Genomic DNA, 26,415 nt, shown 5'->3' with positions numbered 1-26,415 from the left:
CGGAGCCTCGTCGGCCTTTGCCACCGGACAAGCTTCGCGCTTATGCTCCGAAGGGTCAATAATGCTGTTCCGTCGATCGATAGAAAATTTCTATTGAACTCTGTTGCGTTCGCCGAGAATGCGCGCCTCATGGAGAAGGGCCGAGACCAGCGGCGTGAAGGGCTCACGGTAGGTGGCGACCAGTCCGACGGTGTGGTGAACGTCCGGATCGACGATCGGAATCATCCGGATGTCTTCGTGAAACCCGAATGATTTCGCGACGTTATAGGGCATGATGCTCGCCCATCGGCCCGTGCGGACATGAGAGAAGAGCACGATCATCGAGTTCGATTCGAGCGTCGGGCTCGCGACCGCGCCGGCCTCGGCGAAGTGCTGGTTGATGATACGGCGGTTCTGCATGTCCGCAGTCAATAGACAAAGCCGAATGCCGCTCACCTCCTTCCACGTCACGCTTTCGCGATCCGACAGCGGCGTGCCGGCGGCCGTAACCAGATGATATTGCTCGATCTGCAGCGGCACGCTGGTGACGCGGCCGAGCGGTTCGTTCTCGAGATAGGTGAGGCCCGCGTCGATCTCGAGGTTTTCCAGGAGCGCCAGGATCTGCAGCGACGTGGTCGAAAGCACCGAGAAGGTGACGTCCGGGTGCTTCTCCTGGAAGGGAGCGGTGATCATCGGCACCATGGCCAGCGTCGTCGGAATCGCCGCAAGCCGGATGTGGCCCGACAGGCCCTTGCGCGCCGCGCGCATCTCCTCGCGCATGGTGCGCGTGTCGCCGACGATCCGCCGCGCCCATTCGAGCACCCGCTGGCCCTCGGGCGTCAGGCCCTGAAAGCGCGACCCGCGGTTGACCAGCATGACGCCGAGTTGGTCCTCGAGCTGCCGGATCGCCGCCGAAAGCGTCGGCTGCGTCACGCCGCACTCCTCCGCCGCCCGGCCGAAATGCCGTTCGCGGGCGAGGGCGAGAAAGAATTCCAGCTTGTCGATCATGCTCGGCCTTTAAATTTGCCCCTCACCTCTCCCCCCGGGCGAAGCGCCGCAGCCTCTCCCGCAGGCGGAGATGGGACTGGGACGGCGCGGCATCTCCCTTCTCCTCGCGAGCGGTGAAAACCGGCAGACGGACGAGGGGCGAGAACACTTCCGTGAACCTGGAGCGGGATGCGCTCACATGCCTTCGCGCCACCGCTCTATCTGTCTGTTTTTGCATCTGCCTGTTTTTGCCGCATTCGTGCATGCGTCAGGTGATTCCACCGGACTGCAAAATGCCCTAACAGATCAACTGCCCCCCATTCACTTCCAGCACCTGGCCGGTGATGTAGCCCGAAAGCGCATGCGCGGCGAGAAAAAGATAGGCCGGTGCGCAGTCCTCCGCCGTGCCGAGCCGGCCGAGCGGGATCGTCCTGCGCGTCGCCTCGAGCTTCTCCCGCGATGAGTAGCGCTCGTGGAAATCGGTGGCGATCGTGCCGGGCGAGACGCAGTTGACGCGGATGCCGTCCGCCGCCAGCTCGCGCGCGAGCGCTTTCGAATAGGTGGCGACAAAGGCCTTGGTGGCGGAATAGATGGACGAGCCGGCGCTGCCGCCGGTGCGGGCCGAAATAGACACGGTGTTGACGATCGCCGGATGGGTGCCCTTGCGCAGGAGCGGCAGCATCGCCCGCGTCATCTCGACGACGGACGTCTGGTTGAGTTGCACGACGGTGCGATAGTCCTCGTCGCTGAGGCTTTCCGCCGCAAACCGGCCGACCATGGTCCCGGCATTGTTGACGAGCACGTCGAGGCCGTCGAAGCGGCTCCGCACCACGTCGGCGAAGCTCTCGACGCCTTGGGCGGCGAGGAAATCCGCCGCCGCGAGGAATGCCCTGCCCTCGGCCACCGCAAGGTCGAGAATTTCCGGGCGGTCGGCGGCGATCGACCGGCCCATATGCACCGCGACCCGCGCGCCGCAATCGAGGAACTGCCGCGCAACCTCGAGGCCGATGCCGCGGCCGCCGCCGGTGACCACCACGTTCATGCCCTTGAACAAGGCCGGATGATACATGCTACCTCTTCCTCACCGGGTACGACAGCGCCACACAGCTTTCCGGACGCTCTCCTCCACCTGCCGGTACAGGCTGGCGCATCCCCTTGCGGATTGCAACGGCTGCCCCACTGCGAAAATCCAAGCGCGCCGGAAACAGGTGATTCTGAAATTGCGCCGCTTTCGTTTTTGCTTATTATGAAACAAAACGAAAAGCGAGGGAGCGTCGAATGTATCTCAGCGGGCGACAGGCCGAGATTCTGGAACTGGCGAAGAGCGAGGGCCGCGTCCTCGTCGAGGAACTCGCCCAGCGCTTCTCGGTGACGCCCCAGACGATCCGCAAGGACCTGAACGATCTCTGCGACGCGCGCGTCCTGAACCGCATCCATGGCGGCGCGATCTTCCCGAGCGGCAAGGAGAACGTCAGATACGAGTCGCGCCGCCAGATCGCCGCGGCGGAAAAGCAGGCGATCGGCCGCGCCGCGGCCGCAATCATCCCGGACAACGCCTCGCTGTTCATCAATATCGGCACCACCACCGAGGCCGTCGGCGAGGCGCTGCTCGACCACAGCGAACTGATGGTGATCACCAACAACATCAACGTTGCCAATCGCTTGCGGGTCTTTCCCTCGATCGAGGTGGTGATCGCCGGCGGCGTCGTGCGCGGCTCGGACGGCGGCATCGTCGGCGAAGCGGCGGTCGACTTCATCAGGCAGTTCAAGGTGGACTTCGCCGTCATCGGTGCCTCGGCCATCGACCACGACGGCGCGCTTCTCGATTTCGACTATCGCGAGGTGAAGGTCGCGCAGGCGATCATCGCCAATGCGCGCCACGTCATCCTGGTTTCCGATTCGACCAAGTTCGAGCGCACGGCACCGGTCAGGATCGGTCACATCTCCCAGGTGCAGACCTTCATCACCGACCGCTGCATCGTGGAAAACGTCAGGAAAATCTGCGCCGACCAGGGCGTCAAGCTGATCGAGACCGAAGCGTGATCCGGCACGCGGGCAGCGCCACGGATTCGGAAAACATTCGTTTGACATTCGGAATGTTTTCGCTTTAACTGCTTTTACTTTCGCGATTGCATAAAATTGTGCGTTGCGAAATGTGGAGGGGAAGGCACAGTGTCAGAGCAGGCGATTTTCGACGTCTTCGTCATCGGCGGCGGCATCAACGGGTGCGGCATCGCGCGTGATGCGGCCGGACGGGGATATTCCGTCGCGCTTGCGGAAATGAACGATTTCGCCTCCGGCACCTCCTCCGGTTCCACCAAGCTCATCCATGGCGGCCTGCGCTATCTCGAGCATTACGAGTTCCGCCTCGTGCGCGAGGCGCTGATGGAGCGCGAGGTGCTCTGGGCCATGGCGCCGCACGTCATCTGGCCGATGCGCTTCGTCCTGCCCTATCACAAGGGCGGCCTGCGCCCGGCCTGGCTGATCCGCCTCGGCCTGTTCCTTTACGATCACATCGGCGGCCGCAAGCTGCTGCCGGCCACGAGCACGCTCGACATGACGCGCGATCCGGCCGGCGCGCCGCTGAAGCGGCTTTTCACCAAGGCCTTCGAATATTCCGACGGCTGGGTGGACGACGCCCGTCTCGTCGTCCTGAACGCCCGCGACGCCGCCGACCGCGGTGCGCGGATCATGGCCCGCACCCGCGTCGTCTCGGCGCGCCGCGAGGGCGGCCGCTGGGCGATCGAGACCGAGAACATGGCGACGGGTGCGCGCGAAACGCTGAGCGCCCGGATGCTCGTCAATGCCGCCGGCCCCTGGGTCGACCGGGTGCTTGCCGAGGCGCTCGGCAAGAACGACGTCCACAATGTCCGCCTGGTGCAGGGCAGCCACATCGTCGTGAAGAAGAAGTTCGACGATCCTCGCGCCTATTTCTTCCAGAATCCGGACGGGCGGATCATGTTCGCCATACCTTACCAGGACGACTTCACCCTGATCGGGACCACCGACCGCGACTTCACCGGCAACCCGGCCGGCGTTCGCATCAGCGACACCGAGATCGACTATCTCTGCAAGGCGGCGAGCGAATATTTCAGCGACCCGGTCACCAAAGACGATATCGTCTGGACCTATTCCGCCGTCCGCCCGCTCTTCGACGACGGCGCCAGCAAGGCGCAGGAGGCGACGCGCGACTATGTGCTGCGCGTCGAGAACGGCGGCGCGCCGCTCCTCAACGTCTTCGGCGGCAAGCTCACGACCTATCGGCGGCTGGCGGAATCCGCGCTCGAGAAGATCGGCGAGGCGATCGGCGGCAAGGGCAGGAAATGGACGGCCGGCTCGCATCTGCCGGGCGGCGACTTTCCGCCCGCGGCCTATGACGGCGAGGTCGAGAAGCTGAAGGCGCGCTATCCCTTTCTCGCCGGCCCGCACGCCCGCCGGCTGGTCCGTCTCTACGGCACGCAGGCCGCACGGCTTCTCGGGGGCGCCGCCAGCGAAGCCGATCTTGGGCGGCACTTCGGAGCGGATCTCTTTGCCGCCGAGGTTCACTGGCTGATCGAGCAGGAATGGGCGCGCAGCGCCGACGACGTGCTTTGGCGCCGGACCAAGCTGGGGCTGAAGCTTTCGCAGAAAGAGATCGCCGAACTGGAGGAATACATGCGGGACGCGGCCAGCGCAGCCGCCTGATGTCCCGTGCTTGAAAAACTGCCGGATGGCTGGGTGGAGAATTCAATGCTTGAAATGAAGAACATATCCAAGGTCGTCGGGGGCGAGACGCACATCCACCCGACGAACCTTGCGCTGGAGAGGGGGTCGCTCAACGTGCTGCTCGGCCCGACGCTCTCCGGCAAGACGTCGCTGATGCGGCTGATGGCCGGTCTCGACAAGCCCTCCTCCGGTTCAGTCCATTTCGACGGCGCCGACGTCACCGGCCTTCCGGTGCAGAGCCGCTCTGTCGCCATGGTCTATCAGCAGTTCATCAACTACCCGGCCCTGACGGTCTATGAGAACATCGCCTCGCCGATGCGCATCAAGCGCGTCGACGCCGCCACCATCGACCGGGAGGTGCGCAAGGCCGCCGAGCTCTTGAAGCTCACGCCCTATCTCGACCGCACGCCGCTCAATCTTTCCGGCGGCCAGCAGCAGCGCACGGCACTCGCGCGTGCCATCGTCAAGAATGCCGACCTGGTGCTGCTCGACGAGCCGCTCGCCAATCTCGACTACAAGCTGCGCGAGGAACTGCGCGAGGAATTGCCGAAGATCTTCGCCGCTTCCGGCGCGATCTTCGTCTATGCGACGACGGAGCCGTCCGAGGCGCTGCTGCTCGGCGGCAATACCGCCGCCTTGAGCGAGGGCCGCATCACCCAGTTCGGCCGCACCATCGACGTCTATCGCCGCCCGGTCGATATCGTCACCGCCCGCACCTTTGCCGATCCGCCGCTCAACACGATCGGCCTCACGAAGGCGGGGCCGCATTTCACGCTGGAAGGTAAGCCGGTGCTTTCCGTTCCCGCGCATCTGGCCTCGGTGGCCGACGGTCCTTGCACGGTCGCCTTCCAGCCGCACCACATCTCGTTCGACCGGCAGAACGGCAGCGGCGATCCGCTCACGGTCAAGACGGCGATCTCGGAAATCACCGGGTCGGAAAGTTTCATTCACGTCGGCTTCGCCGATGCGCGCTGGGTGATGCTGGCGCCCGGCGTTCACGACATCGAACCGGACGCGACCCTCAACGTCTTCGTCGATACCCGCCACCTCATGGCTTTCGGGCCGGACGGCCGCGCGGTCGGCGGAACGGCCTGAAGGCGGCGTCGGGGAGGAGACCATGGCACGCATCAATCTCGAACATATCCGCCACGCCTACGGCGCCAAGCCGAAGTCGGAAGAAGACTATGCGCTGAAGGAAGTGCATCACGAATGGAACGACGGCGGCGCCTATGCGCTGCTCGGGCCTTCCGGCTGCGGCAAGACCACGCTGCTCAACATCATCTCCGGGCTCATCAACCCGTCGGAGGGGCGCATCCTCTTCGACGGCACCGATGTGACGCAGCTCACGACGCAGCAGCGCAACATCGCCCAGGTGTTCCAGTTCCCGGTCATCTACGACACCATGACCGTCTACGACAATCTCGCCTTCCCCTTGCGCAACCGGCATGTGCCGGAGGCGGAGGTCGACCGCCGCGTCAAGGAGATCATCGAGATGACCGGCCTCGGCGGCTGGGCGAAGAAGACCGCGCGGGGGCTGACGGCCGACCAGAAGCAGAAGATCTCGCTCGGCCGCGGCCTCGTCCGCTCAGACGTCAGCGCCATCCTGTTCGACGAACCGCTCACCGTCATCGATCCGGAGATGAAGTGGGTGCTGCGCTCGCAGATCAAGCGGCTGCACAAGCAGTTCGGCTTCACCATGGTCTATGTGACGCACGACCAGACCGAGGCGCTCACCTTCGCCGACAAGGTCGTCGTCATGTATGACGGCCAGATCGTCCAGATCGGCACGCCGGCCGAGCTCTTCGAACGGCCGCGCCACACCTTCGTCGGCTATTTCATCGGCTCGCCTGGCATGAACGTGCTGCCGGCCGAGATCGCCGGCAACACTGCCTCGATCGGCGACCAGAGCATCGCGCTCACCTTCCAGCCGCAGATCAAGGCAGGCGCCAGGACCGAACTCGGCATCCGTCCGGAATTCATCTCGCTCGGCCGCGAAGGCATGCCGGTTTCGGTCACCAAGGTCGAGGACATCGGCCGCCACAAGATCGTCCGCGCCCGCTTCGCCGACCGGCCGATCTCGATCATCGTCGACGAGGACGGCGAGATCCCGGCCGAACCGCGTGTCACCTTCGATCCGAAGGCAATCAACATCTATGCCGATTCCTGGCGCGTCGGCGGGGAGGCCTGACCATGGAAAAAACCTGGAACAACAAGGCCTGGTTCATGGTCCTGCCGGTGCTGGTGCTCGTCGCCTTCTCGGCGGTGATCCCGCTGATGACCGTCGTCAACTATTCGGTCCAGGACACCTTCGGCAACAACGCGTTCTTCTGGGCCGGCACCGACTGGTTCCTGGACGTGCTCGAATCGGACCGCTTCTGGGACGCGCTCACCCGCAACCTGATCTTCTCGGCGATCATTCTGGCGATCGAGATCCCGCTCGGCATCGTCATCGCCCTCAACATGCCGAAGAGGGGCATCGGCGTGCCGATCTGCCTGGTGCTGATGGCGCTGCCGCTCCTCATTCCGTGGAACGTCGTCGGCACCATCTGGCAGGTCTTCGGCCGCGTCGACATCGGCCTGCTCGGACACACGGTCACCGCGCTCGGCATCGATTACAACTACGTGCAGAACCCCATCGACGCCTGGGTGACGCTGATCATCATGGACGTCTGGCACTGGACGAGCCTCGTCGTCTTGCTCTGCTATGCCGGCCTCGTTTCGATCCCGGACGCCTATTACCAGGCCGCCAAGATCGACGGCGCCTCGCGCTGGTCCGTCTTCCGCTACATCCAGCTGCCGAAGATGAAGCGCGTGCTCCTGATCGCCTTCCTGCTGCGCTTCATGGACAGTTTCATGATCTACACGGAGCCCTTCGTCGTCACCGGCGGCGGCCCCGGCAACTCGACGACCTTCCTGTCGGTCGACCTCGTCAAGATGGCGATCGGCGAGTTCAACCTCGGCCCGGCCGCGGCCCTCTCGATCATCTACTTCCTCATCATCCTGCTGCTCTCGTGGATCTTCTACACGGTGATGACCACGAGCGACGCGCAGGGCTGAGAAGGGAGGGAGGAATTCATGATGACCAACAAGCAACCGCTGTCGCAGCGCCTCTCCTGGCTGGTGCCGACGATCTACATCGTCTTCCTGCTGCTGCCGATCTACTGGCTCGTCAACATGAGCTTCAAGGAGACGAGCGAGATTTTGGGCGCCTTCTCGCTCTGGCCCGAGAACCCGACGCTCCGGAACTACCGGGTGATCTTCACCGATCCCTCCTGGTATTCGGGCTACATCAACTCGATCATCTATGTGGTGCTCAACACCGTCATCTCGGTGACGGTGGCGCTGCCGGCGGCCTATGCCTTCTCGCGCTACCGCTTCCTCGGCGACAAGCACCTGTTCTTCTGGCTCCTGACCAACCGGATGGCGCCGCCGGCGGTTTTCGCGCTGCCCTTCTTCCAGCTCTATTCCGCCTTCGGCCTGATCGACACGCATATCGCGGTCGCGATCGCGCATTGCCTCTTCAACGTGCCGCTCGCCGTCTGGATCCTCGAAGGCTTCATGTCGGGCGTGCCGAAGGAGATCGACGAGACCGCCTATATAGACGGCTATTCGTTCCCCCGCTTCTTCGCCAGGATCTTCGTGCCGCTGATCGCCTCCGGCATCGGTGTGGCCGCCTTCTTCTGCTTCATGTTCTCCTGGGTCGAGCTGCTGCTCGCCCGCACGCTGACGACGACCGACGCCAAGCCGATCGCCGCGACGATGACGCGCACGGTCTCCGCCTCCGGCCTCGACTGGGGCGTGCTCGCCGCCGCCGGCGTGCTGACGATCATCCCCGGCGCACTGGTGATCTATTTCGTCCGCAACTACATCGCCAAGGGCTTCGCCCTGGGGAGGGTCTGATGACTGCCGCCGCCAACCGCAACACCCGCTGGCCCGTGGCGCTCGCCGCCGTGCTCCTCGTCTACGCTGCCGCGGCCGGCCTGCTCGTCACGGCGCTTCCCGTCAAGGACGGCGAACGCGACTGGTTCGCCTCCCTGATCCCGGGCGGCTGGATGGCCTGGTCGTTCCCGACCGCCATGTTCTTCCTGACGATCTTTTTGCTGCTCGCGCTGATGGCGGTCTGGGAATATGCCCGGCCGGGCGGTGCCCCGCGCGTCGGCATCCTGCGCTTCGAGACGACGCGCGGCGACAGGCTGTTCGTCTCGCTGCTCGGAAGCGCATTCATTCACCTCGCCTGGCTGGGGCTGGTCGGCGCAAATCTCTGGTGGGCGCTCGCCCTCTCGGTGATCTACGCCGTCGCCGTCTTCCGCTACGTCTGAGGGCGAAAATGAAAGGCGCGCTTACTCGTGCGCCCTTCGCAAGTGCAAGGAAACGCAATCGCAAAACCCAAGGGAGGACTTGATGCGACGGCACCTTTTAACGACGACGGCGGCGATGCTGCTGGCACTTACCGGCACGGCTTTCGCCGGCATGGACGAGGCAAAGCAATTCCTGGACAAGGAAATCGGCGATGTCTCCACGCTCGACCGCGCCGGCCAGGAAGCGGAAATGCAATGGTTCGTCGATGCGGCGAAACCCTTCGCCGGCATGGAGATCAAGGTCGTCTCCGAAACGATCGCCACCCATGAATACGAATCGAAGGTGCTGGCCCCGGCCTTCACCGCGATCACCGGCATCAAGATCACCCACGACCTGATCGGCGAAGGCGACGTCGTCGAAAAGCTGCAGACGCAGATGCAGTCGGGCGAGAACATCTACGACGCCTACATCAACGACAGCGACCTCATCGGCACCCATTGGCGCTACCAGCAGGCCCGCAGCCTCACGGACTTCATGGCGAACGAGGGCAAGGACGTCACCAACCCCAACCTCGACATCGACGACTTCATCGGCAAGTCCTTCACCACCGCGCCGGACGGCAAGCTCTATCAGCTGCCGGACCAGCAGTTCGCCAACCTCTACTGGTTCCGCTACGACTGGTTCAATGACGAGAAGAACAAGGCGGACTTCAAGGCGAAGTACGGCTACGACCTCGGCGTCCCGGTCAACTGGTCGGCCTATGAGGACATCGCCGAGTTCTTCACCGGCCGCGAGATCGACGGCAAGAAGGTCTATGGCCACATGGACTACGGCAAGAAGGACCCGTCCCTCGGCTGGCGCTTCACCGATGCCTGGCTGTCGATGGCCGGCAACGGCGACAAGGGCATCCCGAACGGCAAGCCGGTCGACGAATGGGGCATCAAGGTCGACGAGAACTCGCGGCCGGTCGGCTCCTGCGTCGCCCGCGGCGGCGACACCAACGGCCCGGCCGCGGTCTACGCCATCCAGAAATATCTCGACTGGATGAAGGCCTATGCGCCGGCCGCCGCCCAGGGCATGACCTTCTCTGAATCCGGCCCGGTTCCCTCGCAGGGCGAGGTCGCCCAGCAAATGTTCACCTATACGGCCTTCACCGCCAGCTTCGTCAAGGAAGGCCTGCCGGTCGTGAACGCCGACGGCACGCCGAAGTGGCGCTTCGCCCCGAGCCCGCACGGCGTCTACTGGAAGGACGGCATGAAGCTCGGCTACCAGGACGCCGGCTCCTGGACCCTGATGAAGTCCACCCCGGACGACCGCGCCAAGGCCGCCTGGCTCTATGCGCAGTTCGTCACCTCGAAGACGGTCGACGTGAAGAAGAGCCATGTCGGCCTCACCTTCATCCGCCAGTCGACGCTCGACCACCAGTCCTTCACCGATCGCGCGCCGAAGCTCGGCGGCCTGATCGAGTTCTACCGCTCGCCGGCCCGCCTGCAGTGGTCGCCGACCGGTACGAACGTGCCTGACTATCCGAAGCTGGCCCAACTCTGGTGGCAGGCGATCGGCGACGCCTCTTCCGGTGCCAAGACCGCACAGGAAGCCATGGACTCGCTCTGCGCCGAACAGGAGAAGGTGCTGCAGCGCCTCGAGCGCGCCGGCATCCAGGGCGATATCGGTCCGAAGCTCGCCGAGGAACACGACCTCGAATACTGGAACGCGGAAGCCGTCAAGGCCGGCAACCTCGCTCCGCAGCTGAAGATCGAGAACGAGAAGGAAAAGCCGGTCACCGTCAATTACGACGACCTGGTCAAGAGCTGGCAGACGAACTGAGCCTCACGCAGAAGCGCCGCCCGAGACTTTCGGGCGGCGCAGCGATACCGGAGATGCGGCACCCGGGCCGGAAACGGCTCGGGTTTTCGTCGTTCAGAGCATTTTGCAGTCAGTTGGGTTCACCTGACGTCGCACAAATGCGGCAAAACCAACGGATAGAGCGGTGGCGCGAACGCATGTGAGTGCATCCCGCTTTAATGCAACGGCAGAACCGACACCCTCTGACCTGCCGGCACCGGCCGATGCGTGGTACTCCGCTCAATCCTTGCGCTTGCGGCAATAGAGCTCCAGCCGGTGGCGCACCAGCTCGTAGCCGAGCTCGGCGGCGATCTCGGCCTGCAATTGCTCGATCTTGTCGGAGCGGAATTCGATCACCGCACCGGTGTCGATGTCGATCAGGTGGTCGTGGTGCGGCGCATCCGCCGTCTCGAACCGCGCCGTCGCGCTCTCGAAGGCATGGCGCTGCACGACGCCCTGCTGCTCCAGCGCCGAGAGCGTCCGGTAGACGGTCGACAGCGACACCGTCGCGTCGATTTCCTTGGCACGCCGGTGCAGTTCGCTGGCGTCCGGATGATCCTCCGCCTCGGCCAGGATCTTCAGGATGGCCGCCCGCTGGCGGGTGACGCGCACGCCGCCCTCACGCAGGATTCCTTCCAGTTCAGCGATCCGATTCTTCGTCTGTCTCATGGGCCGACACTAGCCCATGGCCAATCGCTTTGGAAATAGCTAGTTGCAAATGGTTCTCATTTGCATTGACTTATGCAGGCCATTCGCCTAGGCATTGGGCAGGTTCAAGATTGAGGAGCGATGGATGATCGATCGGACGCGGCGCATGATTCTGACGGCAGCAGCGGCAATGGCTGCCTTTTCCCTTCTGCCCGGTGCGGCAGCGGCAGCGGAGAAATTCAAGGCCGTCACCACCTTCACGGTCATTGCCGACATGGCGCAGAACGTCGCCGGCGATGCGGCGATCGTCGAATCGATCACCAAGCCCGGCGCGGAGATCCACAACTACCAGCCGACGCCGCGCGACATCCTGAAGGCGCATGACGCCGACCTCATCCTCTGGAACGGCCTCAACCTCGAGCTCTGGTTCGAGAAATTCTTCCAGAACTTCGACGACATTCCGGGCGTCGTCGTCTCCGAAGGCGTCGAACCGATGGGCATCGCCGAGGGTCCCTATAGCGGCAAGCCGAACCCGCATGCCTGGATGTCGCCCTCGGCGGCGATGATCTATGTCGACAACATCCGCGACGCCTTCGTGAAGTTCGACCCCGGCAATGCCGAGACCTACAGGGCGAATGCCGAGGCCTACAAGAAGAAGATCGAAGCGACGATCGCGCCGATCAAGGCGGAACTAGACAAGATTCCGGCGGAGAAGCGCTGGCTCGTATCGAGCGAGGGTGCGTTCAGCTATCTCGTCCGCGATTTCGGCATGCGGGAGCTCTATCTCTGGCCGATCAATGCCGACCAGCAAGGCACTCCCCAGCAGGTGCGCAAGGTGATCGACGCGGTCAGGGCCAACCAGATCCCGGTGGTCTTCTCCGAAAGCACCATCTCGCCCGATCCCGCCCAGCAGGTCGCGCGCGAGACGGGTACCAAATATGGCGGCGTGCTCTATGTCGATTCCTTGAGCGAGGCCGACGGCCCCGTTCCGACCTATATCGATCTCCTGCGCGTGACCGCCGAAACGATTGCGAAAGGCCTGACGCAATGAATCTCCAGGTAAAGGCCCGGCCCAGCCCGCGGCCGGGCCCCGAGGGCGATGGTGGCGGCATTCGCGTCTGCGGTGCCACGGTCACCTACCGCAACGGCCACCGGGCGCTGCGCGATGCCTCCTTCGCGATCCCGACCGGCACGATCGCCGCCCTCGTCGGCGTCAACGGCAGCGGCAAGTCGACGCTCTTCAAGGCGATCATGGGCTTCGTGCGGCTGGCAAAGGGCGACATCACGGTCCTCGGCCTCACCGTGCCGCAGGCGCTGAAGAAGAACCTCGTCGCCTATGTGCCGCAGGCCGAGGAGGTCGACTGGAATTTCCCCGTCCTCGTCGAGGACGTGGTGATGATGGGCCGCTACGGCCACATGAACATGCTGCGCATGCCGAAGAAGGCCGACCACGAGGCGGTCGAGGCGGCGCTGGCGCGGGTCGGCATGAGCGATTTCCGCAAGCGCCAGATCGGCGAACTTTCCGGCGGCCAGAAGAAGCGCGTCTTCCTCGCCCGGGCGCTCGCCCAGGACGGCCGCGTCATCCTGCTCGACGAGCCCTTCACCGGCGTCGACGTGAAAACCGAGGACGCGATCATCCGCCTGCTCGTCGCGCTTCGCGAGGAGGGACGGGTGATGCTGGTCTCCACCCACAATCTCGGCAGCGTGCCGGAATTCTGCGACCGCACTATCCTGCTGAAGAACACGGTCCTCGCCTACGGTCCGACGGCAACGACCTTTACCCGCGAAAACCTCGAACTCGCCTTCGGTGGCGTGCTGCGTCACTTCGTGCTCGGCGGCGAGAGCCTGCACGACGACGCCGATCCGCGCCAGCTCTCCGTCATCAGCGACGACGAGCGGCCGCTCGTCATGTATGGCGCCCGCGGCCGCATGGTGACGCAACCGGCGAAACCCGAAACCGACGCCGAGGCGGACAGCGAATGATCGCCACGCTGGTCGAGCCTTTCACCTATGACTACATGCTGAATGCCATGTGGGTCAGCGCCCTCGTCGGCGCCGTCTGCGCCTTCCTCTCCGCCTATCTGATGCTGAAGGGCTGGTCGCTGATCGGCGACGCGCTCTCGCACGCGATCGTGCCGGGCGTCGCCGGCGCCTATATGCTCGGCCTCCCCTTCTCGCTCGGGGCCTTCCTCTCCGGCGCGCTGGCGGCCGCGGCCATGCTGTTCCTCAACCAGCGCACGCGGCTCAAGGAGGACACGATCATCGGCCTGATCTTCACCTCCTTCTTCGGGCTCGGCCTCTTCATGGTGTCGCTGTCGCCGACCTCGGTGAACATCCAGACGATCGTGCTCGGCAATATCCTCGCGATCACCCCGACCGACACGCTGCAGCTCGCCATCATCGGCATCGTCTCGCTCGTCGTCCTCACCGCCAAGTGGAAGGACCTGATGGTCACCTTCTTCGACGAAAGCCATGCCCGTTCGATCGGCATCAACACGACCGTGCTGAAGGTGCTGTTCTTCACGCTGCTTTCGGCCTCGACGGTGGCGGCCCTGCAGACCGTCGGCGCCTTTCTCGTCATTGCCATGGTGGTCACCCCCGGCGCCACCGCCTATCTCATCACCGACCGCTTCCCGCGGCTGATCGTGATCAGCATCGCCATCGGCGCGCTGACGAGCTTCGTCGGCGCCTATGCAAGCTATTTCCTCGACGGCGCCACCGGCGGCATCATCATCGTGCTGCAGACGCTGATCTTCCTCGCCGCCTTCGTGCTTGCCCCGAAGCACGGCCTGATCGCCGCCCGTCGCCGCGCGTCCGAGGCGGTGGAGGGTGCGCAATGATCTCGCTCGACATGCTTCTCGCCGTCTTCGAGTTCGAGTTCATGCGCAACGCGCTGCTGATCTCCGTCCTCGTGGCGATTCCGACGGCGATGCTTTCCTGCTTCCTGGTGCTCAAAGGCTGGTCGCTGATGGGCGATGCGATTTCGCACGCCGTCTTCCCCGGCGTCGTCGTCTCCTACATCGTCGGCCTGCCGCTCGCCGTCGGCGCCTTCGCCGCCGGCATGTGCTGCGCGCTGCTGACCGGCTATCTCAAGGAGAACAGCCGGATCAAGCAGGACACGGTGATGGGCGTCGTCTTTTCCGGCATGTTCGGCCTCGGTCTCGTGCTCTACACCAAGATCCAGAGCGACGTGCATCTCGATCACATCCTCTTCGGCGACATGCTCGGCATCGGCTGGCGCGATATCGCCGAGACGGGCGCGATCGCCGCAGTCGCCGCCGGCATCCTCGGCTTCAAGTGGCGCGACCTGCTGTTGCACGCCTTCGATCCGGCGCAGGCGCGCGCCGTCGGCCTGCCGGTCCGATGGCTGCATTACGGGCTGCTGGCGATCCTGTCGCTGACGATCGTCGGCGCGTTGAAGGCGGTCGGCCTGATCCTCGCCATCGCCATGCTGATCGCGCCCGGCGCGATCGCCTTCCTCCTGACGCGGACGTTCCGCGGCATGCTCGTGGTCGCGGTCCTGGTCGCCACGATCGCCTCCTTCGCGGGCGTCTATCTCTCCTTCTTCCTCGACAGCGCGCCCGCCCCGACCATCGTCCTCCTGATGACGGCGATCTTCCTCCTCGCCTTCGCCTGGTCCAGCTGGAAGACGGCCCGGATGGAGGCACGGCGCACGAGCGGGGAATAGAAAAACCTTTCACAGCCCCAAGACCCCTCTTACGTCTCCAAGGGGGCGGGGTCTTTCCTCGGAGCGCGATGTCCCTTGGACGCCGGCGCCATGATTGCGTATTGTGCGACTTCTCTTAAGGGGTTTGAGGGCAGCGGCCGGACACCGCCCGCCTGCTTTGTGCTGGAGTAACGAGGCGAGATGGAGAAGAAGCAGCAGGGCCGTTCCGGCATCGCTTTCTTCTTGATCGCCGTGATGCTCATCTTCACGACGATCCTCGCGACCGTGCTTCTCGCCAATAACCAGCGCAACCTGAAACAGCTTCTCGCCGCCATGGGGTTCGAGATTGCGCCGCCCGAGGCACCGAAGCGGTCCGAGCCCGTCCGCACCACGCCGAAGAAGCCGGAGCCGCCCAGGGCAATCCTGCCGAGCCGCGCCTTCGCCGACCTGCAGGCGCCGGAGCAGCAGTTCGTCCGTCAGATCCGCAGCGATCCGCGTGCGCTCTGCGACGGCCTCAAGGATGCCGGCTTTCGCGAACTCGAGTGGAAATCCGCCGAGAGCGGCCGCTGGGAGTGTTCCTCGCTCGTTCCCCTTGCCCGTCCCGGTGAGGAGAACAGTTCCTCGATCTTCATCTTCGTCAAGGGCAGCGGCGAGGATGAGATCACCTCGTTCCGGGTCAAGCTCAACATCGAGAGCGCCGAGGACACGCAAGCCGTCACCAGCGCTGCGGCGAAGGCGGCTGCGGTTTTCCTCGCCCAGGTCCGCTGGGCCGACGCAGAGAGCATCGCCCTCAAGGTCCAGGCGCTGAACGAGTTCGATCTCAAGCGCTTCGGCAGCCGCATCCAGTTCAAGCGGGAATCGGGCGACACGCCGCGCTACAACTTCCTCGCCAATCACACCGCCCCGAAGCGGGCGAAGAGCGTTGCCGAACTCTATTTCGATCGCGAGAACTGGCTTCCGCCCGGCGACGGCTCGGCGGCCTCCTTCGTCCGCGGCCCGAGTGCCTGGAACAGGCCGTCGGCGACGACATCGCCGGGAGCGGACGGCGAGGCGGCCGCCCCCGGCAAGCCTTGAAGGGAACCGCGCGCCTCAGCGGTCGATGCGCGTCGACAGGATGATCGACGACAGCGTCTTTTCGACCCCCTCGATCTCGCCGATGCGGTCGATCAGATGGTCGAGTTCGCCGATCGAGGATGCGGCGACGATCGCGATCAGGTCGAAGCTGCCGCTGACCGAATGCAGCGTGCGGATTTCGCGGATCGCGGCGAGCTCGGGCGTGACGCGGCTCAGCGCCCGCGGCGCGATGGTGATCAGCACATGCGCCTTGACCAGGCCCTTCTCGTAGCTCTCGGAGAGCCGCACCCCGTAGCCGGCGATCACGCCCTCCCGCTCCAGCCGCTCGATTCGCGCCTGGACGGTCGTGCGCGAGAGGCCGAGCCGGCGGGCGATCGTCGCCGTCGGCATTCGGGCGTTCTCGCTCAGCATGGCGAGAAGTTCGCGGTCCTTGTCGGTGACTTGCATATTGTCGATCCTGCTCGGCAAAATGCCGAAAACCCATTGGCGGTTTAGCCATAACGACGCTTCAAATCAACAGCCGGTCGCGGGAGAATAGATTCGAAGAGGCTCATTCCCAGGGGAGAGAAAATGAAAGACATCGTCGTCATCGGCGCCGGCAAGATCGGCTCAACCATCGCCCGCATGCTGGCGCACACCGGCGATTATCGCGTCTGCATCGCCGACCGCAGCGCCGAGCAGCTGGCGCAGGTGGAAAAGCACGACGCCATTTTCACCGCCGTCATCGACATCGCCGACAGACACGCCCTGGTCGGCCTGCTCGCCGGCAAGTTCGCGGTGCTGAGCGCCGCGCCCTTCCACCTGACGGTGGCGATCGCCGAAGCGGCGGCCGAGGCCGAGGTCCATTATCTCGACCTGACCGAGGACGTCGAATCGACGCGTCAGGTGAAGGCGATCGCGGCGAAGGCGAAGACCGCCTTCATCCCGCAATGCGGACTGGCGCCCGGCTTCATCTCGATCGTCGCCAATGACCTCACCAGGCATTTCGACACGCTCGAGAGCGTGCGCATGCGCGTCGGCGCCCTGCCGCAATATCCCTCCAATGCGCTCAACTACAACCTGACCTGGAGCACCGACGGCGTCATCAACGAATATATCGAGCCCTGCGAGGCGATCGTCGAAGGTTCGCTGATCGAGGTTCCGGCGATGGAAGAGCGCGAGGAGTTCTCCCTCGACGGCGTCACCTACGAGGCCTTCAACACCTCGGGCGGCCTCGGCACGCTTTGCGAGACGCTGAAGGGCAAGGTCCGCACGCTGAACTACAAGACCATCCGCTACCCCGGGCACGCCGCAATCTTCAAGGCGCTCCTGAACGACCTCGGGCTGCGCCATCGCCGCGAGGTGCTGAAGGATATCCTCGAGAACGCGCTGCCGACCACCACGCAGGACGTCGTCGTCATCTTCGTCACCGTCTCCGGCTTCCGCGAAGGCCGCCTCGTCCAGGAGACCTACGCCAACAAGATCTACACCGGCGTCGTCGCCGGACGCATGCAGAGCGGCATCCAGATCACCACCGCCGGCAGCATCTGCGCCGTGCTCGACCTGCTCGCCGAAGGCAAGATCCCGACGCAAGGCTTCATCCGCCAGGAGGACATCGCCCTCGACACGTTCCTCGCCAACCGCTTCGGCCATTACTACGCCCCGAAGCACGACACGGAACGCGCCGCGAGCTGAGGGGTTGCCGCGAAAGGCGCCCCGCGCGTCCTCGTTATGGAGGAAAAATGCCCGGACCTCGTCCGGGCATTTTGCGTTCACGGCGGGAGCCGGCCATCCCCCTCATCCGGCCTGCCGGCCACCTTCTCCCCGCAAGCGGGGCGAAGGGAATGCGCCGCGCCGCCTCGGCCCCCCTCTCCCCGAACGCGCGCGCCTCGCAATAACAGCAGACAAAAAACCCCGCTCGAGGCGGGGTTTGATGTTCTATCCGTCGTTTCCCTTGTCGGGATGACCCTTTCAGGCCGGGATGACGACCTCGCCGAGCTTCGTGAGTTCGGCGATGAACTGTTCGATGCGGGTCTTCTTCTCGTCGACCGCGCCTTCGAGTTCGGCGCGTGCCGCATCGATGCGGTTCTCGAGGATCGTGCGGTCGAGCTCGTCGACATGGACGGCGGACTCGGCAAGGAGCGTGCAGCCGGACGGAAGGATGTCGGCGAAACCGCCGAAGACGGCGTAACGCTCGGTCTTGCCGTCGGCCGTCTTCACGGTGACCACGCCCGGCTTGACGGTCGTCATGGTCGGCGCGTGATAGGCCATCACGGTCATCTCGCCCTCGGTCGCCGGAATGACGACTTCCGTCACCTGTGCGGAAAGCAGCAGGCGCTCGGGGGAAACAAGCTCAAAATTGAAACTGTCGGCCATGACCACTCACTTCTGGTAAGCGCGCCGCAAGGCGAGCGGCGGCTGTGCATGTTCTCCGCCGCCGGTAGTCGCGGCAGGATGGAAACCGTGGCGCGGGGGCCCGCGCCACGGTTCACAATGCTTGATTAGGCGGCTTCGGCAGCCAGCTTCTTGGCCTTCTCGATGGCTTCCTCGATGGAGCCGACCATGTAGAAGGCAGCTTCCGGCAGGTGGTCGTACTCGCCATTGACGAGGCCCTTGAAGCCCTTGATCGTGTCTTCGAGGGCAACGAGCTTGCCCGGCGAGCCAGTGAAGACTTCGGCGACGAAGAACGGCTGCGACAGGAAGCGCTCGATCTTGCGGGCGCGGGCAACCGTCAGCTTGTCCTCTTCCGAAAGCTCGTCCATGCCGAGGATGGCGATGATGTCCTGGAGCGCCTTGTAGCGCTGCAGCGTACCCTGGACCTTACGGGCGACTTCGTAGTGCTCTTCGCCGACGATCATCGGGTCGAGCATGCGCGAGGTCGAGTCGAGCGGGTCCACGGCCGGGTAGATGCCCTTTTCGGCGATCGAGCGCGACAGAACGGTCGTCGCGTCGAGGTGGGCGAACGAGGTCGCCGGCGCCGGGTCGGTCAAGTCGTCGGCCGGAACGTAGATCGCCTGAACCGAGGTGATCGAGCCCTTGGTCGTCGTGGTGATGCGCTCCTGCATCGCGCCCATGTCGGTGGCGAGCGTCGGCTGATAGCCCACGGCCGAAGGAATACGGCCGAGCAGAGCCGACACTTCCGAACCCGCCTGGGTGAAGCGGAAGATGTTGTCGACGAAGAACAGAACGTCCTGGCCTTCGTCACGGAAGTGCTCGGCGACCGTCAGACCGGTGAGCGCGACGCGGGCGCGCGCACCCGGCGGCTCGTTCATCTGGCCGTAAACGAGCGCAGCCTTGGAGCCTTCGCCGCCGCCGTGCTTGTTCACGCCCGATTCGATCATTTCGTGATAGAGGTCGTTGCCTTCGCGGGTGCGTTCGCCGACGCCTGCGAAGACCGAGTAACCGCCGTGCGCCTTGGCGACGTTGTTGATCAGTTCCATGATCAGAACGGTCTTGCCGACGCCTGCACCGCCGAAGAGGCCGATCTTGCCGCCCTTGGCGTAAGGCGCGAGCAGGTCGACGACCTTGATGCCGGTGACGAGGATCTGCGCTTCCGTCGACTGCTCGACATAGGCCGGCGCGTCCTGGTGGATGGCGCGGCGGGCAGAGGTGGTGACCGGGCCGGCTTCGTCGACCGGTTCGCCGATGACGTTCATGATGCGGCCGAGCGTTTCCTTGCCGACCGGAACGGCGATCGGGCCGCCGGTGTCGGTGACCGACTGGCCGCGGACGAGACCTTCGGTCGAGTCCATGGCGATCGTGCGGACGGTGTTCTCGCCGAGGTGCTGCGCGACTTCCAGAACGAGGCGGTTGCCCTTGTTGTCGGTTTCGAGCGCGTTCAGGATCTGCGGCAGGTAGCCTTCTTCGAAGGCGACGTCGACGACGGCGCCGATGACCTGCGTCACGCGGCCGACAGCACCCGTAGCCGCAACAGCGACGGTCTTGGCGGAAGCTGCCTTCTTCGGAGCAGCAGGCTTCTTCGCCGCTGCGGTTTCTTTCGGGGTAGCTGCCTTAGCCATGATTCTTACCCTCTTCTCGTACCTTAGAGCGCTTCCGCGCCAGAGATGATTTCAATGAGTTCCTTGGTGATCTGCGCCTGCCGCTGACGGTTGTAGTTGAGCGTCAGCTTGTTGATCATCTCACCGGCATTGCGCGTCGCATTGTCCATGGCGCTCATCTTGGCGCCCATTTCGCCGGCGACGTTCTCGAGCAGCGCCCGGAAGATCTGCACCGAGATGTTGCGCGGAATGAGGTCGCTGAGGATGGCGGCAGCGTCCGGCTCGTATTCGTAGATCGCCGATGCTCCCGAAGTCTCGACGGCAACGTCGCCGGCGGTCGCCGGCACGAGTTGCTGCGCGGTCGGGATCTGCGAGATGACGGACTTGAACTCGGAATAGAACAACGTGCAGACGTCGAACTCGCCCTTTTCGAAGAGCTCGATGACCTTGTGGCCGATCCGGTCCGCGTTCTCGAAGCCGATTTTCTTGACTTCGCGCAGGTCGATGCGGTCGATGATCAGCGACGCAAATTCGCGCCGCAGAATATCGAAGCCCTTCTTGCCGACGCAGATGATCTTGACCGTCTTGCCCTGGGCAAGCAGCTTGCGCACGTGATCGCGGGCAAAGCGGGCGATCTGCGAGTTGAAGCCGCCGCAGAGGCCGCGCTCGGCGGTGCAGACGATCAGGAGGTGCGTATCGTCCCTGCCGGTACCCGTCATCAGCCGCGGCGCGCTGTCGTCCGCGCCGACCGCCTGGGCGATATTGGCGAGAACGGCAGCCATGCGCTGCGAATAGGGCCGGGCGGCCTCGGCCGCCTCCTGCGCGCGCCGAAGCTTCGCCGCGGCGACCATCTTCATCGCCTTGGTGATCTTCTGCGTCGCCTTGACGGAGGCGATCCGGTTTTTCAGATCCTTAAGTGAAGGCATCCGTTGTCCGTCCTAGTTGAGGTCCGCTCAGGCGAAAGACTTGGCGAAGCTGTCGATTGCAGCCTTCAGCTTGGCCTTGGTGTCGTCCGAGATCGCCTTTTCCGTGCGGATCGTGTCGAGAACGGCCTTGCCTTCCGAACGCAGGTAGGAAAGCAGGCCCTGCTCGAACTTGCCGACCTCGCTGACGGGCAGCTTGTCGAGGTAGCCGTTGACGCCGGCGAAGATCACCGCGACCTGCTCTTCCGTCTTCAACGGCGAGAACTGCGGCTGCTTCAGGAGCTCGGTCAGGCGGGCGCCGCGGTTGAGCAGGCGCTGCGTCGCGGCATCGAGGTCGGAACCGAACTGCGCGAAGGCCGCCATTTCGCGGTACTGCGCGAGCTCGCCCTTGATCGAGCCGGCGACCTGCTTCATCGCCTTGATCTGGGCCGAGGAGCCGACGCGCGAAACCGACAGACCGACGTTAACAGCCGGACGGATGCCCTGGTAGAACAGGTCGGTTTCGAGGAAGATCTGGCCGTCGGTGATCGAGATCACGTTGGTCGGAATGAACGCGGACACGTCGTTGCCCTGCGTCTCGATGACCGGCAGAGCCGTCAGCGAGCCGGCGCCGTTGTCGTCGTTGAGCTTTGCAGCGCGCTCGAGCAGGCGCGAATGCAGGTAGAAGACGTCGCCCGGATAGGCTTCGCGGCCCGGCGGGCGGCGCAGGAGCAGCGACATCTGGCGGTAGGCGACGGCCTGCTTGGAAAGGTCGTCGTAGCCGATCAGTGCATGCTTGCCGTTGTCGCGGAAATATTCGCCCATCGTGCAGCCGGCGAACGGAGCGAGATACTGCATCGGCGCCGGGTCGGAGGCGGTGGCGGCAACGATGATCGAGTACTGCAGAGCGCCGCGCTCTTCGAGGACCTTCACGAACTGCGCAACCGTCGAGCGCTTCTGGCCGATGGCGACGTAGACGCAATAGAGCTTGTCCTGCTCCGGGCCGTTGTCGTGGATCGGCTTCTGGTTCAGGAAGGTGTCGAGGATGATCGCGGTCTTGCCGGTCTGGCGGTCGCCGATGACGAGCTCGCGCTGGCCGCGGCCGACCGGGATGAGGGCGTCGATCGCCTTGAGGCCGGTCGACATCGGCTCATGCACCGACTTGCGCGGAATGATGCCGGGCGCCTTGATGTCGACGCGGGCGCGCTGCTTGGCGTTGATCGGGCCCTTGCCGTCGATCGGGTTGCCGAGCGCATCGACGACGCGGCCGAGCAGTTCCGGACCGACAGGGACGTCGACGATGGCGCCGGTCCGCTTGACGGTGTCGCCCTCCTTGATGTCGCGGTCGGAGCCGAAGATAACCACGCCGACATTGTCGGCTTCGAGGTTCAGCGCCATGCCGCGAATTCCGCCGGGGAATTCGACCATCTCGCCTGCCTGAACGTTGTCGAGGCCGTAGACGCGGGCGATGCCGTCACCGACGGAAAGCACCTGGCCGACTTCGGAAACTTCCGCTTCCTGGCCGAAATTTTTGATCTGATCTTTGAGAATTGCGGAAATTTCCGCGGCGCGGATATCCATCAGCCGACCTCTTTCAGTGCAAGCTTAAGGGTAGAGAGTTTGGTGCGAAGGGAGGTGTCAATCTGGCGGGACCCGACCTTGACGATCAGACCTCCAAGAATAGACGGGTCGACGGTGACGTTGACCGCCACGTCTTTGCCGGTGACGCCTTTCAGCGTCGCCTTCAATTCGGTTTTCTGCGCTTCCGTCAGCGCATGCGCCGACGTCACGTCGGCAGTGATTTCGCCGCGGTGGCGGGCGGCGATCAGGCGGAAGGCCTTGACGATGCCGGGCAGCGCGAAGAGGCGGCGGTTGCGCGCCACGACCTTCAGGAAGTTGCCGACCAGCCCGGAGAAGCCGAACTGGCTGACGACCGCGGAAATGGCCTTGAACTGGTCGTCGGCGGAGAAGACCGGGCTGACGATCAGGCGCTTCAAATCGTCGCTGCCGTCGATGAGCGCCTGCATGCGATCGAGATCGGCACCGACTGCCTCGACCGAACCCGCCTCCAGAGCGAGCTCGAAAAGCGAGGATGCGTATCTTTCTGCAACACCGGAAATAAGCTGGGATGTGTCTGCCACGGGCACAAGCTTCTCTCAATTTCATCCAAGAATGTCAGCACCGGCGAACCGTTGACTTAACATCTTGAATTTGCTGCAATAACTCGCAGGATATCGAGGCCGCTCGACCCACTTCCCCCGCAATTCGCGGTTCGTCTAGCATAGGATGTTTGGACTCGCAACACGCCAACGGCAGGAATGCGGCATTACTCGGCGATCGCCGCCGAATTTTGCCGTAATATAATGTCGCACCCCCGATCGCGGGGCTTTTGCGGTCAGATCAGCCCGAAAACATAGGCAAGCGGCAGGATCGCCAAGGCCGTCTGGATGAGCAGCGCGGCCCAGTTGAAAAGCGTGGCGCCGTTATCGCTCATCATCGACAGGATGCGGCCGAAGGCTGCGAGCGCGAAGGCCGCGCCGACGGTGAGGTAGACCATCGGCTGGGCGAGCAGGATCGCGCCGAGACCCAGGCCCAGATGCATGCCGCCCATGGTGGAGCGGGCCTCCGCCAGGCCGCCGCGACGCCCCTCGGCAATGCCGATCCCGGCAGCGCGAAAGGTGAGACGGGGCGCGAACAGCATGACGAGGCCGATCAGCACCGCCGCTGCCGCCGCCGAGAAAGCCAGGAACTCTCCGGTTTCCGTCGGAATGTAGAACTCCATGTCCGCCCCCGCCATTGCTTGAGACGCGGGAGTAGTGCGCGCGGTCCGCCCGCATCCCGCTCTAGCTGATCAGATCGCACCCCTCCCCATGTCGAAGAGGTCGCCTGGAGAGGTCTAGCGCATGTTTTCTCCGATGTGAATCGGGTCGATCGAACCAGCGGGCGGCGATCACAGAAAACTCTGCGGATCGACGTCGAGCTGGACGCTGATCGAGCCGCGCTCCTTCGGGCCCGCGGCGACCATCGCCTTCAGGAACGATTGCATGTCGCTGTTGCGCCGGCCGTGGACGAGAAGCCGGAAGCGATGCCGGCCGCGGATGAGCGCGAGCGGCGCCTCCGCCGGCCCCAGCACGGAGATGCCGTCGACGCGCGGAGCGGCGTTGCGCAGGCCGCGGGCGTGACCCTCGGCATCGCTGCGCGTATCGGCCGACACGATGATCGAGGCGAGCCGGCCGAAAGGCGGAAGCACCGCCCTCTCCCGCTCGTGGATCTCGCGTTCGTAAAAGGCGTCGGAATCGCCGGAAACGATAGCCTGCATGACCGGGTGCTGCGGCTGGTAGGTCTGCAGCAGACCGAGGCTTTTGAGGCCCGTGCGCCCGGCGCGTCCGGTCACCTGCGAGAGGAGTTGGAAGGTCCGCTCGGCCGCACGCGGATCGCCATTGGCAAGGCCGAGATCGGCGTCGACGATGCCGACCAGCGTCATCATCGGGAAATTATGCCCCTTGGCGACGAGCTGGGTGCCGATGACGATGTCCGCTTCGCCGCGGGAGATCGCCTCGAGCTCCAGCCGCAAGCGCTTGACCCCCATCAGGTCGGAGGAGAGCACGATCGTGCGGGCGTCCGGAAAATGCCGCTCGACCTCTTCCGCGATGCGCTCGACGCCCGGGCCGCAGGCAACGAGGTGATCGAGCGTGCCGCATTCGGGGCAGGCCTCCGGCGTGCGCTCCGAATAGCCGCAATGGTGGCACCGGATCTGGCCGCGGAAGCGGTGCTCGACGAGCCAGCTCGAGCAGTCCGGGCACTGGAAGCGGTGGCCGCAGACGCGGCAGAGCGTCAGCGGCGCATAGCCGCGACGATTGAGGAACAGGAGCGCCTGCTCGCCGCGGCCGATCGCCTTGCCGACGCGGTTCATGAGCACGGGCGAGAGGAAGCCGCCGCGCTCCGGCGGATGGCGGCGCATGTCGATGACGCCGAGATCGGGCAGCGCCGCATCGCCGAAACGCGTCGGCAGGTGGATCGGGCGGTAGCGTCCCATCTCGCCGTTGACCCGGCTCTCGACGGAAGGGGTCGCGGAAACGAGCACGACCGGAAAGCCGCCGATCCTTCCGCGCACGACCGCCATGTCGCGGGCATTGTAGAAGACGCGGTCCTCCTGCTTGTAGGCGGGATCGTGTTCCTCGTCGACGATGATGAGCCCGAGGTCCTCGAAGGGCAGGAACAGCGCCGAGCGTGCGCCGGCGACGACGCGCACCTGGCCGGTCGTCACCTGCCGCCACACCTTTTCCCGCATCCGCGGCGCCAGGTCCGAATGCCACTCCGCCGGCTTGGCGCCGAAGCGCTCCTGGAAGCGCTCGAGGAAACTGGCGGTGAGCGCGATCTCCGGCAGCAGGATCAGCACCTGCTTGCCCGCCCGCAAGGTGGCGGCGATCGCCTCGAAATAGACTTCGGTCTTGCCGGAACCGGTGATGCCGTCGATCAGCGACACGGAGAACCCGTGCTCCCCGACCGCCGCAAGCAGCTCCGCGGCCGCCTGCCTCTGCGGGCCTTCGAGGCGCGGCGCGGCGAAATCCGGGTCGGGCGCGGCGACCACGGGCGGCGGCGGCATGAACACCGTGTCGAAGACGCCCTGCGCCTGAAGTCCGTCGATGACGCCGGAGGAGACGCCGGCCGCATGGGCGAGGCCGGAGCGTGTCCAGGAATGTCCGTCGGCCGCGGCGGCGATGACGCGCTCGCGTGCCGCCGTCATGCGTTCCGGCCGCATCTCCGTCAGGCGCAGCGCTTCGACCATCGGCTCCGGATCGAAGGCGGTCGGCGCGCGCAGCGCCATGCGGGCGACGAGCCCCGGCGGCGTCACCGTGTAGGCGGCGACCCAATCGAGAAAGGCGCGCATGTCGCGATTGAGCGGCGGGCAGTCGAAGACCTTCTCGATCGCCTTCAGCTTCTTGGGATCGACCGCATTGTCGTCATCACCGTCCCAGACGACACCGACGACGAGCCGCGGCCCGAGCGGCACCTGCACGATCGACCCGGGCTCGACCGCCATCCCCTCCGGAACCACGTAGGAATAGGCCTTCGGCGCCGGCATCGGCACCAGCACCGGCACCACGCGACGGTCGAACAAAGCCCCGAATAAATCGGTTGAATCAAGAGTCATTTTGCCGTGACCTTGCCACCGCTTTCAGTTAAAGAAAACTGCGCAGCGAACCGCTGCCCTTCGGATGCAAGGGTTTGTCACGGTTCCATCCGAGTTTCAACGCGCGCGATTTTTCTGCCAGGGAATTCCCGCCGGCGGAGAGGCGCCCGAACGGCAAAGTGCCAGAGGAAGACTCCC

The 26,415-nt window shown here is 64.7% G+C and carries 25 protein-coding genes; 14 read left to right on the top strand and 11 right to left on the bottom strand.

Annotation, left to right across the window (positions count from 1 at the left end; all coding sequences use genetic code 11):
* Positions 1-90 precede the first annotated feature (90 nt).
* Positions 91-987 (bottom strand): LysR family transcriptional regulator, encoded by an 897-nt coding sequence (locus ATB98_RS12075; RefSeq protein WP_066873884.1) that lies wholly within the window; start codon positions 985-987, stop codon positions 91-93.
* Between the two features lie 277 nt (positions 988-1,264).
* Positions 1,265-2,035, bottom strand: a complete 771-nt coding sequence (locus ATB98_RS12065; protein WP_066873881.1) for an SDR family NAD(P)-dependent oxidoreductase — start codon at positions 2,033-2,035, stop codon at positions 1,265-1,267.
* Between the two features lie 209 nt (positions 2,036-2,244).
* Between ATB98_RS12065 and ATB98_RS12060 the strand changes: the two genes are divergently transcribed.
* The 8 genes from ATB98_RS12060 (at position 2,245) to ATB98_RS12025 (ending at position 10,797) form a co-directional block, all read left to right on the top strand.
* Positions 2,245-3,009 carry a DeoR/GlpR family DNA-binding transcription regulator gene (locus ATB98_RS12060; protein ID WP_066873879.1) on the top strand — a complete coding sequence of 255 codons (765 nt, stop codon included), beginning with the start codon at positions 2,245-2,247 and terminating at the stop codon, positions 3,007-3,009.
* Positions 3,010-3,138: 129 nt separating this feature from the next.
* A complete protein-coding gene (glpD, locus tag ATB98_RS12055) occupies positions 3,139-4,650 on the top strand; it encodes a glycerol-3-phosphate dehydrogenase (protein ID WP_066873877.1) in 1,512 nt (503 codons plus the stop codon).
* 45 nt (positions 4,651-4,695) lie between these two features.
* Positions 4,696-5,766, top strand: coding sequence for an ABC transporter ATP-binding protein (locus ATB98_RS12050; RefSeq protein ID WP_066873875.1), 1,071 nt, complete (start codon positions 4,696-4,698; stop codon positions 5,764-5,766).
* A 22-nt stretch (positions 5,767-5,788) separates the two neighbouring features.
* Positions 5,789-6,859 (top strand): ABC transporter ATP-binding protein, encoded by a 1,071-nt coding sequence (locus ATB98_RS12045; protein ID WP_066873873.1) that lies wholly within the window; start codon positions 5,789-5,791, stop codon positions 6,857-6,859.
* A gap of 2 nt (positions 6,860-6,861) precedes the next feature.
* A complete protein-coding gene (locus ATB98_RS12040; protein ID WP_066873871.1) occupies positions 6,862-7,728 on the top strand; it encodes a carbohydrate ABC transporter permease in 867 nt (288 codons plus the stop codon).
* A gap of 18 nt (positions 7,729-7,746) precedes the next feature.
* Positions 7,747-8,571 carry a carbohydrate ABC transporter permease gene (locus ATB98_RS12035; RefSeq protein WP_066873869.1) on the top strand — a complete coding sequence of 275 codons (825 nt, stop codon included), beginning with the start codon at positions 7,747-7,749 and terminating at the stop codon, positions 8,569-8,571.
* A complete protein-coding gene (locus ATB98_RS27985; RefSeq protein WP_084435447.1) occupies positions 8,571-8,990 on the top strand; it encodes a DUF2160 domain-containing protein in 420 nt (139 codons plus the stop codon). The genes ATB98_RS12035 and ATB98_RS27985 overlap by 1 nt, the downstream gene beginning before the upstream one ends.
* Before the next feature lie 82 nt (positions 8,991-9,072).
* On the top strand, positions 9,073-10,797 hold the full coding sequence (locus ATB98_RS12025) for an ABC transporter substrate-binding protein (protein ID WP_066873867.1): 1,725 nt from the start codon (positions 9,073-9,075) through the stop codon (positions 10,795-10,797).
* Between the two features lie 258 nt (positions 10,798-11,055).
* Here ATB98_RS12025 and ATB98_RS12020 read toward each other — a convergent pair whose 3' ends face one another.
* Positions 11,056-11,484, bottom strand: coding sequence for a Fur family transcriptional regulator (locus ATB98_RS12020; RefSeq protein WP_066873865.1), 429 nt, complete (start codon positions 11,482-11,484; stop codon positions 11,056-11,058).
* 124 nt (positions 11,485-11,608) lie between these two features.
* Here ATB98_RS12020 and ATB98_RS12015 point away from each other — a divergent pair, with 124 nt between their 5' ends.
* The 5 genes from ATB98_RS12015 to ATB98_RS11995 all read left to right on the top strand — a co-directional run bounded on the left by ATB98_RS12015 (position 11,609) and on the right by ATB98_RS11995 (position 16,204).
* Positions 11,609-12,514 (top strand): metal ABC transporter substrate-binding protein, encoded by a 906-nt coding sequence (locus tag ATB98_RS12015; RefSeq protein ID WP_066873863.1) that lies wholly within the window; start codon positions 11,609-11,611, stop codon positions 12,512-12,514.
* On the top strand, positions 12,511-13,446 hold the full coding sequence (locus ATB98_RS12010) for a manganese/iron ABC transporter ATP-binding protein (protein ID WP_066873861.1): 936 nt from the start codon (positions 12,511-12,513) through the stop codon (positions 13,444-13,446). Before ATB98_RS12015 ends, ATB98_RS12010 begins: the two co-directional genes overlap by 4 nt.
* On the top strand, positions 13,443-14,303 hold the full coding sequence (locus ATB98_RS12005; protein WP_066873858.1) for a metal ABC transporter permease: 861 nt from the start codon (positions 13,443-13,445) through the stop codon (positions 14,301-14,303). The genes ATB98_RS12010 and ATB98_RS12005 overlap by 4 nt, the downstream gene beginning before the upstream one ends.
* Positions 14,300-15,151: a metal ABC transporter permease gene (locus ATB98_RS12000; protein WP_066873856.1), complete on the top strand. Its 852-nt coding sequence runs from the start codon at positions 14,300-14,302 to the stop codon at positions 15,149-15,151. Before ATB98_RS12005 ends, ATB98_RS12000 begins: the two co-directional genes overlap by 4 nt.
* A gap of 180 nt (positions 15,152-15,331) precedes the next feature.
* Positions 15,332-16,204, top strand: a complete 873-nt coding sequence (locus ATB98_RS11995; protein WP_066873854.1) for a DUF6030 family protein — start codon at positions 15,332-15,334, stop codon at positions 16,202-16,204.
* A gap of 15 nt (positions 16,205-16,219) precedes the next feature.
* Here ATB98_RS11995 and ATB98_RS11990 read toward each other — a convergent pair whose 3' ends face one another.
* A complete protein-coding gene (locus tag ATB98_RS11990; RefSeq protein ID WP_066873852.1) occupies positions 16,220-16,651 on the bottom strand; it encodes an Lrp/AsnC family transcriptional regulator in 432 nt (143 codons plus the stop codon).
* Between the two features lie 123 nt (positions 16,652-16,774).
* Here ATB98_RS11990 and ATB98_RS11985 point away from each other — a divergent pair, with 123 nt between their 5' ends.
* A complete protein-coding gene (locus tag ATB98_RS11985; protein WP_066873850.1) occupies positions 16,775-17,878 on the top strand; it encodes a saccharopine dehydrogenase family protein in 1,104 nt (367 codons plus the stop codon).
* Between the two features lie 276 nt (positions 17,879-18,154).
* Here the strand turns inward: ATB98_RS11985 and ATB98_RS11980 are convergent, their stop codons facing one another.
* The 7 genes from ATB98_RS11980 to ATB98_RS11950 form a co-directional block, all read right to left on the bottom strand.
* Positions 18,155-18,559, bottom strand: a complete 405-nt coding sequence (locus tag ATB98_RS11980; RefSeq protein ID WP_066873848.1) for a F0F1 ATP synthase subunit epsilon — start codon at positions 18,557-18,559, stop codon at positions 18,155-18,157.
* Between the two features lie 125 nt (positions 18,560-18,684).
* Positions 18,685-20,202 (bottom strand): F0F1 ATP synthase subunit beta, encoded by a 1,518-nt coding sequence (atpD, locus tag ATB98_RS11975; protein WP_066873846.1) that lies wholly within the window; start codon positions 20,200-20,202, stop codon positions 18,685-18,687.
* Between the two features lie 23 nt (positions 20,203-20,225).
* Entirely contained in the window at positions 20,226-21,107 is an 882-nt protein-coding gene (locus ATB98_RS11970; RefSeq protein WP_066873844.1) for a F0F1 ATP synthase subunit gamma, read from the bottom strand.
* A gap of 27 nt (positions 21,108-21,134) precedes the next feature.
* The gene (atpA, locus tag ATB98_RS11965; protein ID WP_066873842.1) at positions 21,135-22,664 is read right to left on the bottom strand and encodes a F0F1 ATP synthase subunit alpha; all 1,530 of its coding nucleotides are present in this window, start codon (positions 22,662-22,664) and stop codon (positions 21,135-21,137) included.
* Positions 22,664-23,230, bottom strand: a complete 567-nt coding sequence (locus tag ATB98_RS11960) for a F0F1 ATP synthase subunit delta (RefSeq protein ID WP_066873840.1) — start codon at positions 23,228-23,230, stop codon at positions 22,664-22,666. The genes atpA and ATB98_RS11960 overlap by 1 nt, the downstream gene beginning before the upstream one ends.
* Before the next feature lie 248 nt (positions 23,231-23,478).
* The gene (locus ATB98_RS11955; RefSeq protein WP_066873838.1) at positions 23,479-23,865 is read right to left on the bottom strand and encodes an AGROH133_08824 family phage infection protein; all 387 of its coding nucleotides are present in this window, start codon (positions 23,863-23,865) and stop codon (positions 23,479-23,481) included.
* A 168-nt stretch (positions 23,866-24,033) separates the two neighbouring features.
* On the bottom strand, positions 24,034-26,238 hold the full coding sequence (locus ATB98_RS11950) for a primosomal protein N' (protein ID WP_066873836.1): 2,205 nt from the start codon (positions 26,236-26,238) through the stop codon (positions 24,034-24,036).
* Between the last annotated feature and the right edge of the window lie 177 nt (positions 26,239-26,415).

It is taken from the genome of Sinorhizobium saheli, assembly GCF_001651875.1.
GTDB classification, from domain to species: domain Bacteria; phylum Pseudomonadota; class Alphaproteobacteria; order Rhizobiales; family Rhizobiaceae; genus Sinorhizobium; species Sinorhizobium saheli.
Note: the sequence above shows the minus strand (reverse complement) of the source record. Positions and strands in the feature narration are given on the sequence as shown.

Coding starts and splice junctions, on each gene's coding strand:
- ATB98_RS12045 (WP_066873873.1), top strand. CDS start 5,789: ATGGCACGCATCAATCTCGAACATATCCGCCACGCCTACGGCGCCAAG.
- ATB98_RS11950 (WP_066873836.1), bottom strand. CDS start 26,238: ATGACTCTTGATTCAACCGATTTATTCGGGGCTTTGTTCGACCGTCGC.
- ATB98_RS12065 (WP_066873881.1), bottom strand. CDS start 2,035: ATGTATCATCCGGCCTTGTTCAAGGGCATGAACGTGGTGGTCACCGGC.
- ATB98_RS12050 (WP_066873875.1), top strand. CDS start 4,696: ATGCTTGAAATGAAGAACATATCCAAGGTCGTCGGGGGCGAGACGCAC.
- ATB98_RS11955 (WP_066873838.1), bottom strand. CDS start 23,865: ATGGAGTTCTACATTCCGACGGAAACCGGAGAGTTCCTGGCTTTCTCG.
- ATB98_RS12075 (WP_066873884.1), bottom strand. CDS start 987: ATGATCGACAAGCTGGAATTCTTTCTCGCCCTCGCCCGCGAACGGCAT.
- ATB98_RS12035 (WP_066873869.1), top strand. CDS start 7,747: ATGATGACCAACAAGCAACCGCTGTCGCAGCGCCTCTCCTGGCTGGTG.
- ATB98_RS12040 (WP_066873871.1), top strand. CDS start 6,862: ATGGAAAAAACCTGGAACAACAAGGCCTGGTTCATGGTCCTGCCGGTG.
- ATB98_RS11970 (WP_066873844.1), bottom strand. CDS start 21,107: ATGCCTTCACTTAAGGATCTGAAAAACCGGATCGCCTCCGTCAAGGCG.
- ATB98_RS27985 (WP_084435447.1), top strand. CDS start 8,571: ATGACTGCCGCCGCCAACCGCAACACCCGCTGGCCCGTGGCGCTCGCC.
- atpA (WP_066873842.1), bottom strand. CDS start 22,664: ATGGATATCCGCGCCGCGGAAATTTCCGCAATTCTCAAAGATCAGATC.
- atpD (WP_066873846.1), bottom strand. CDS start 20,202: ATGGCTAAGGCAGCTACCCCGAAAGAAACCGCAGCGGCGAAGAAGCCT.
- ATB98_RS12020 (WP_066873865.1), bottom strand. CDS start 11,484: ATGAGACAGACGAAGAATCGGATCGCTGAACTGGAAGGAATCCTGCGT.
- ATB98_RS12025 (WP_066873867.1), top strand. CDS start 9,073: ATGCGACGGCACCTTTTAACGACGACGGCGGCGATGCTGCTGGCACTT.
- ATB98_RS12010 (WP_066873861.1), top strand. CDS start 12,511: ATGAATCTCCAGGTAAAGGCCCGGCCCAGCCCGCGGCCGGGCCCCGAG.
- ATB98_RS12005 (WP_066873858.1), top strand. CDS start 13,443: ATGATCGCCACGCTGGTCGAGCCTTTCACCTATGACTACATGCTGAAT.
- ATB98_RS11995 (WP_066873854.1), top strand. CDS start 15,332: ATGGAGAAGAAGCAGCAGGGCCGTTCCGGCATCGCTTTCTTCTTGATC.
- ATB98_RS12015 (WP_066873863.1), top strand. CDS start 11,609: ATGATCGATCGGACGCGGCGCATGATTCTGACGGCAGCAGCGGCAATG.
- ATB98_RS11985 (WP_066873850.1), top strand. CDS start 16,775: ATGAAAGACATCGTCGTCATCGGCGCCGGCAAGATCGGCTCAACCATC.
- ATB98_RS12060 (WP_066873879.1), top strand. CDS start 2,245: ATGTATCTCAGCGGGCGACAGGCCGAGATTCTGGAACTGGCGAAGAGC.
- ATB98_RS11990 (WP_066873852.1), bottom strand. CDS start 16,651: ATGCAAGTCACCGACAAGGACCGCGAACTTCTCGCCATGCTGAGCGAG.
- ATB98_RS11980 (WP_066873848.1), bottom strand. CDS start 18,559: ATGGCCGACAGTTTCAATTTTGAGCTTGTTTCCCCCGAGCGCCTGCTG.
- ATB98_RS12000 (WP_066873856.1), top strand. CDS start 14,300: ATGATCTCGCTCGACATGCTTCTCGCCGTCTTCGAGTTCGAGTTCATG.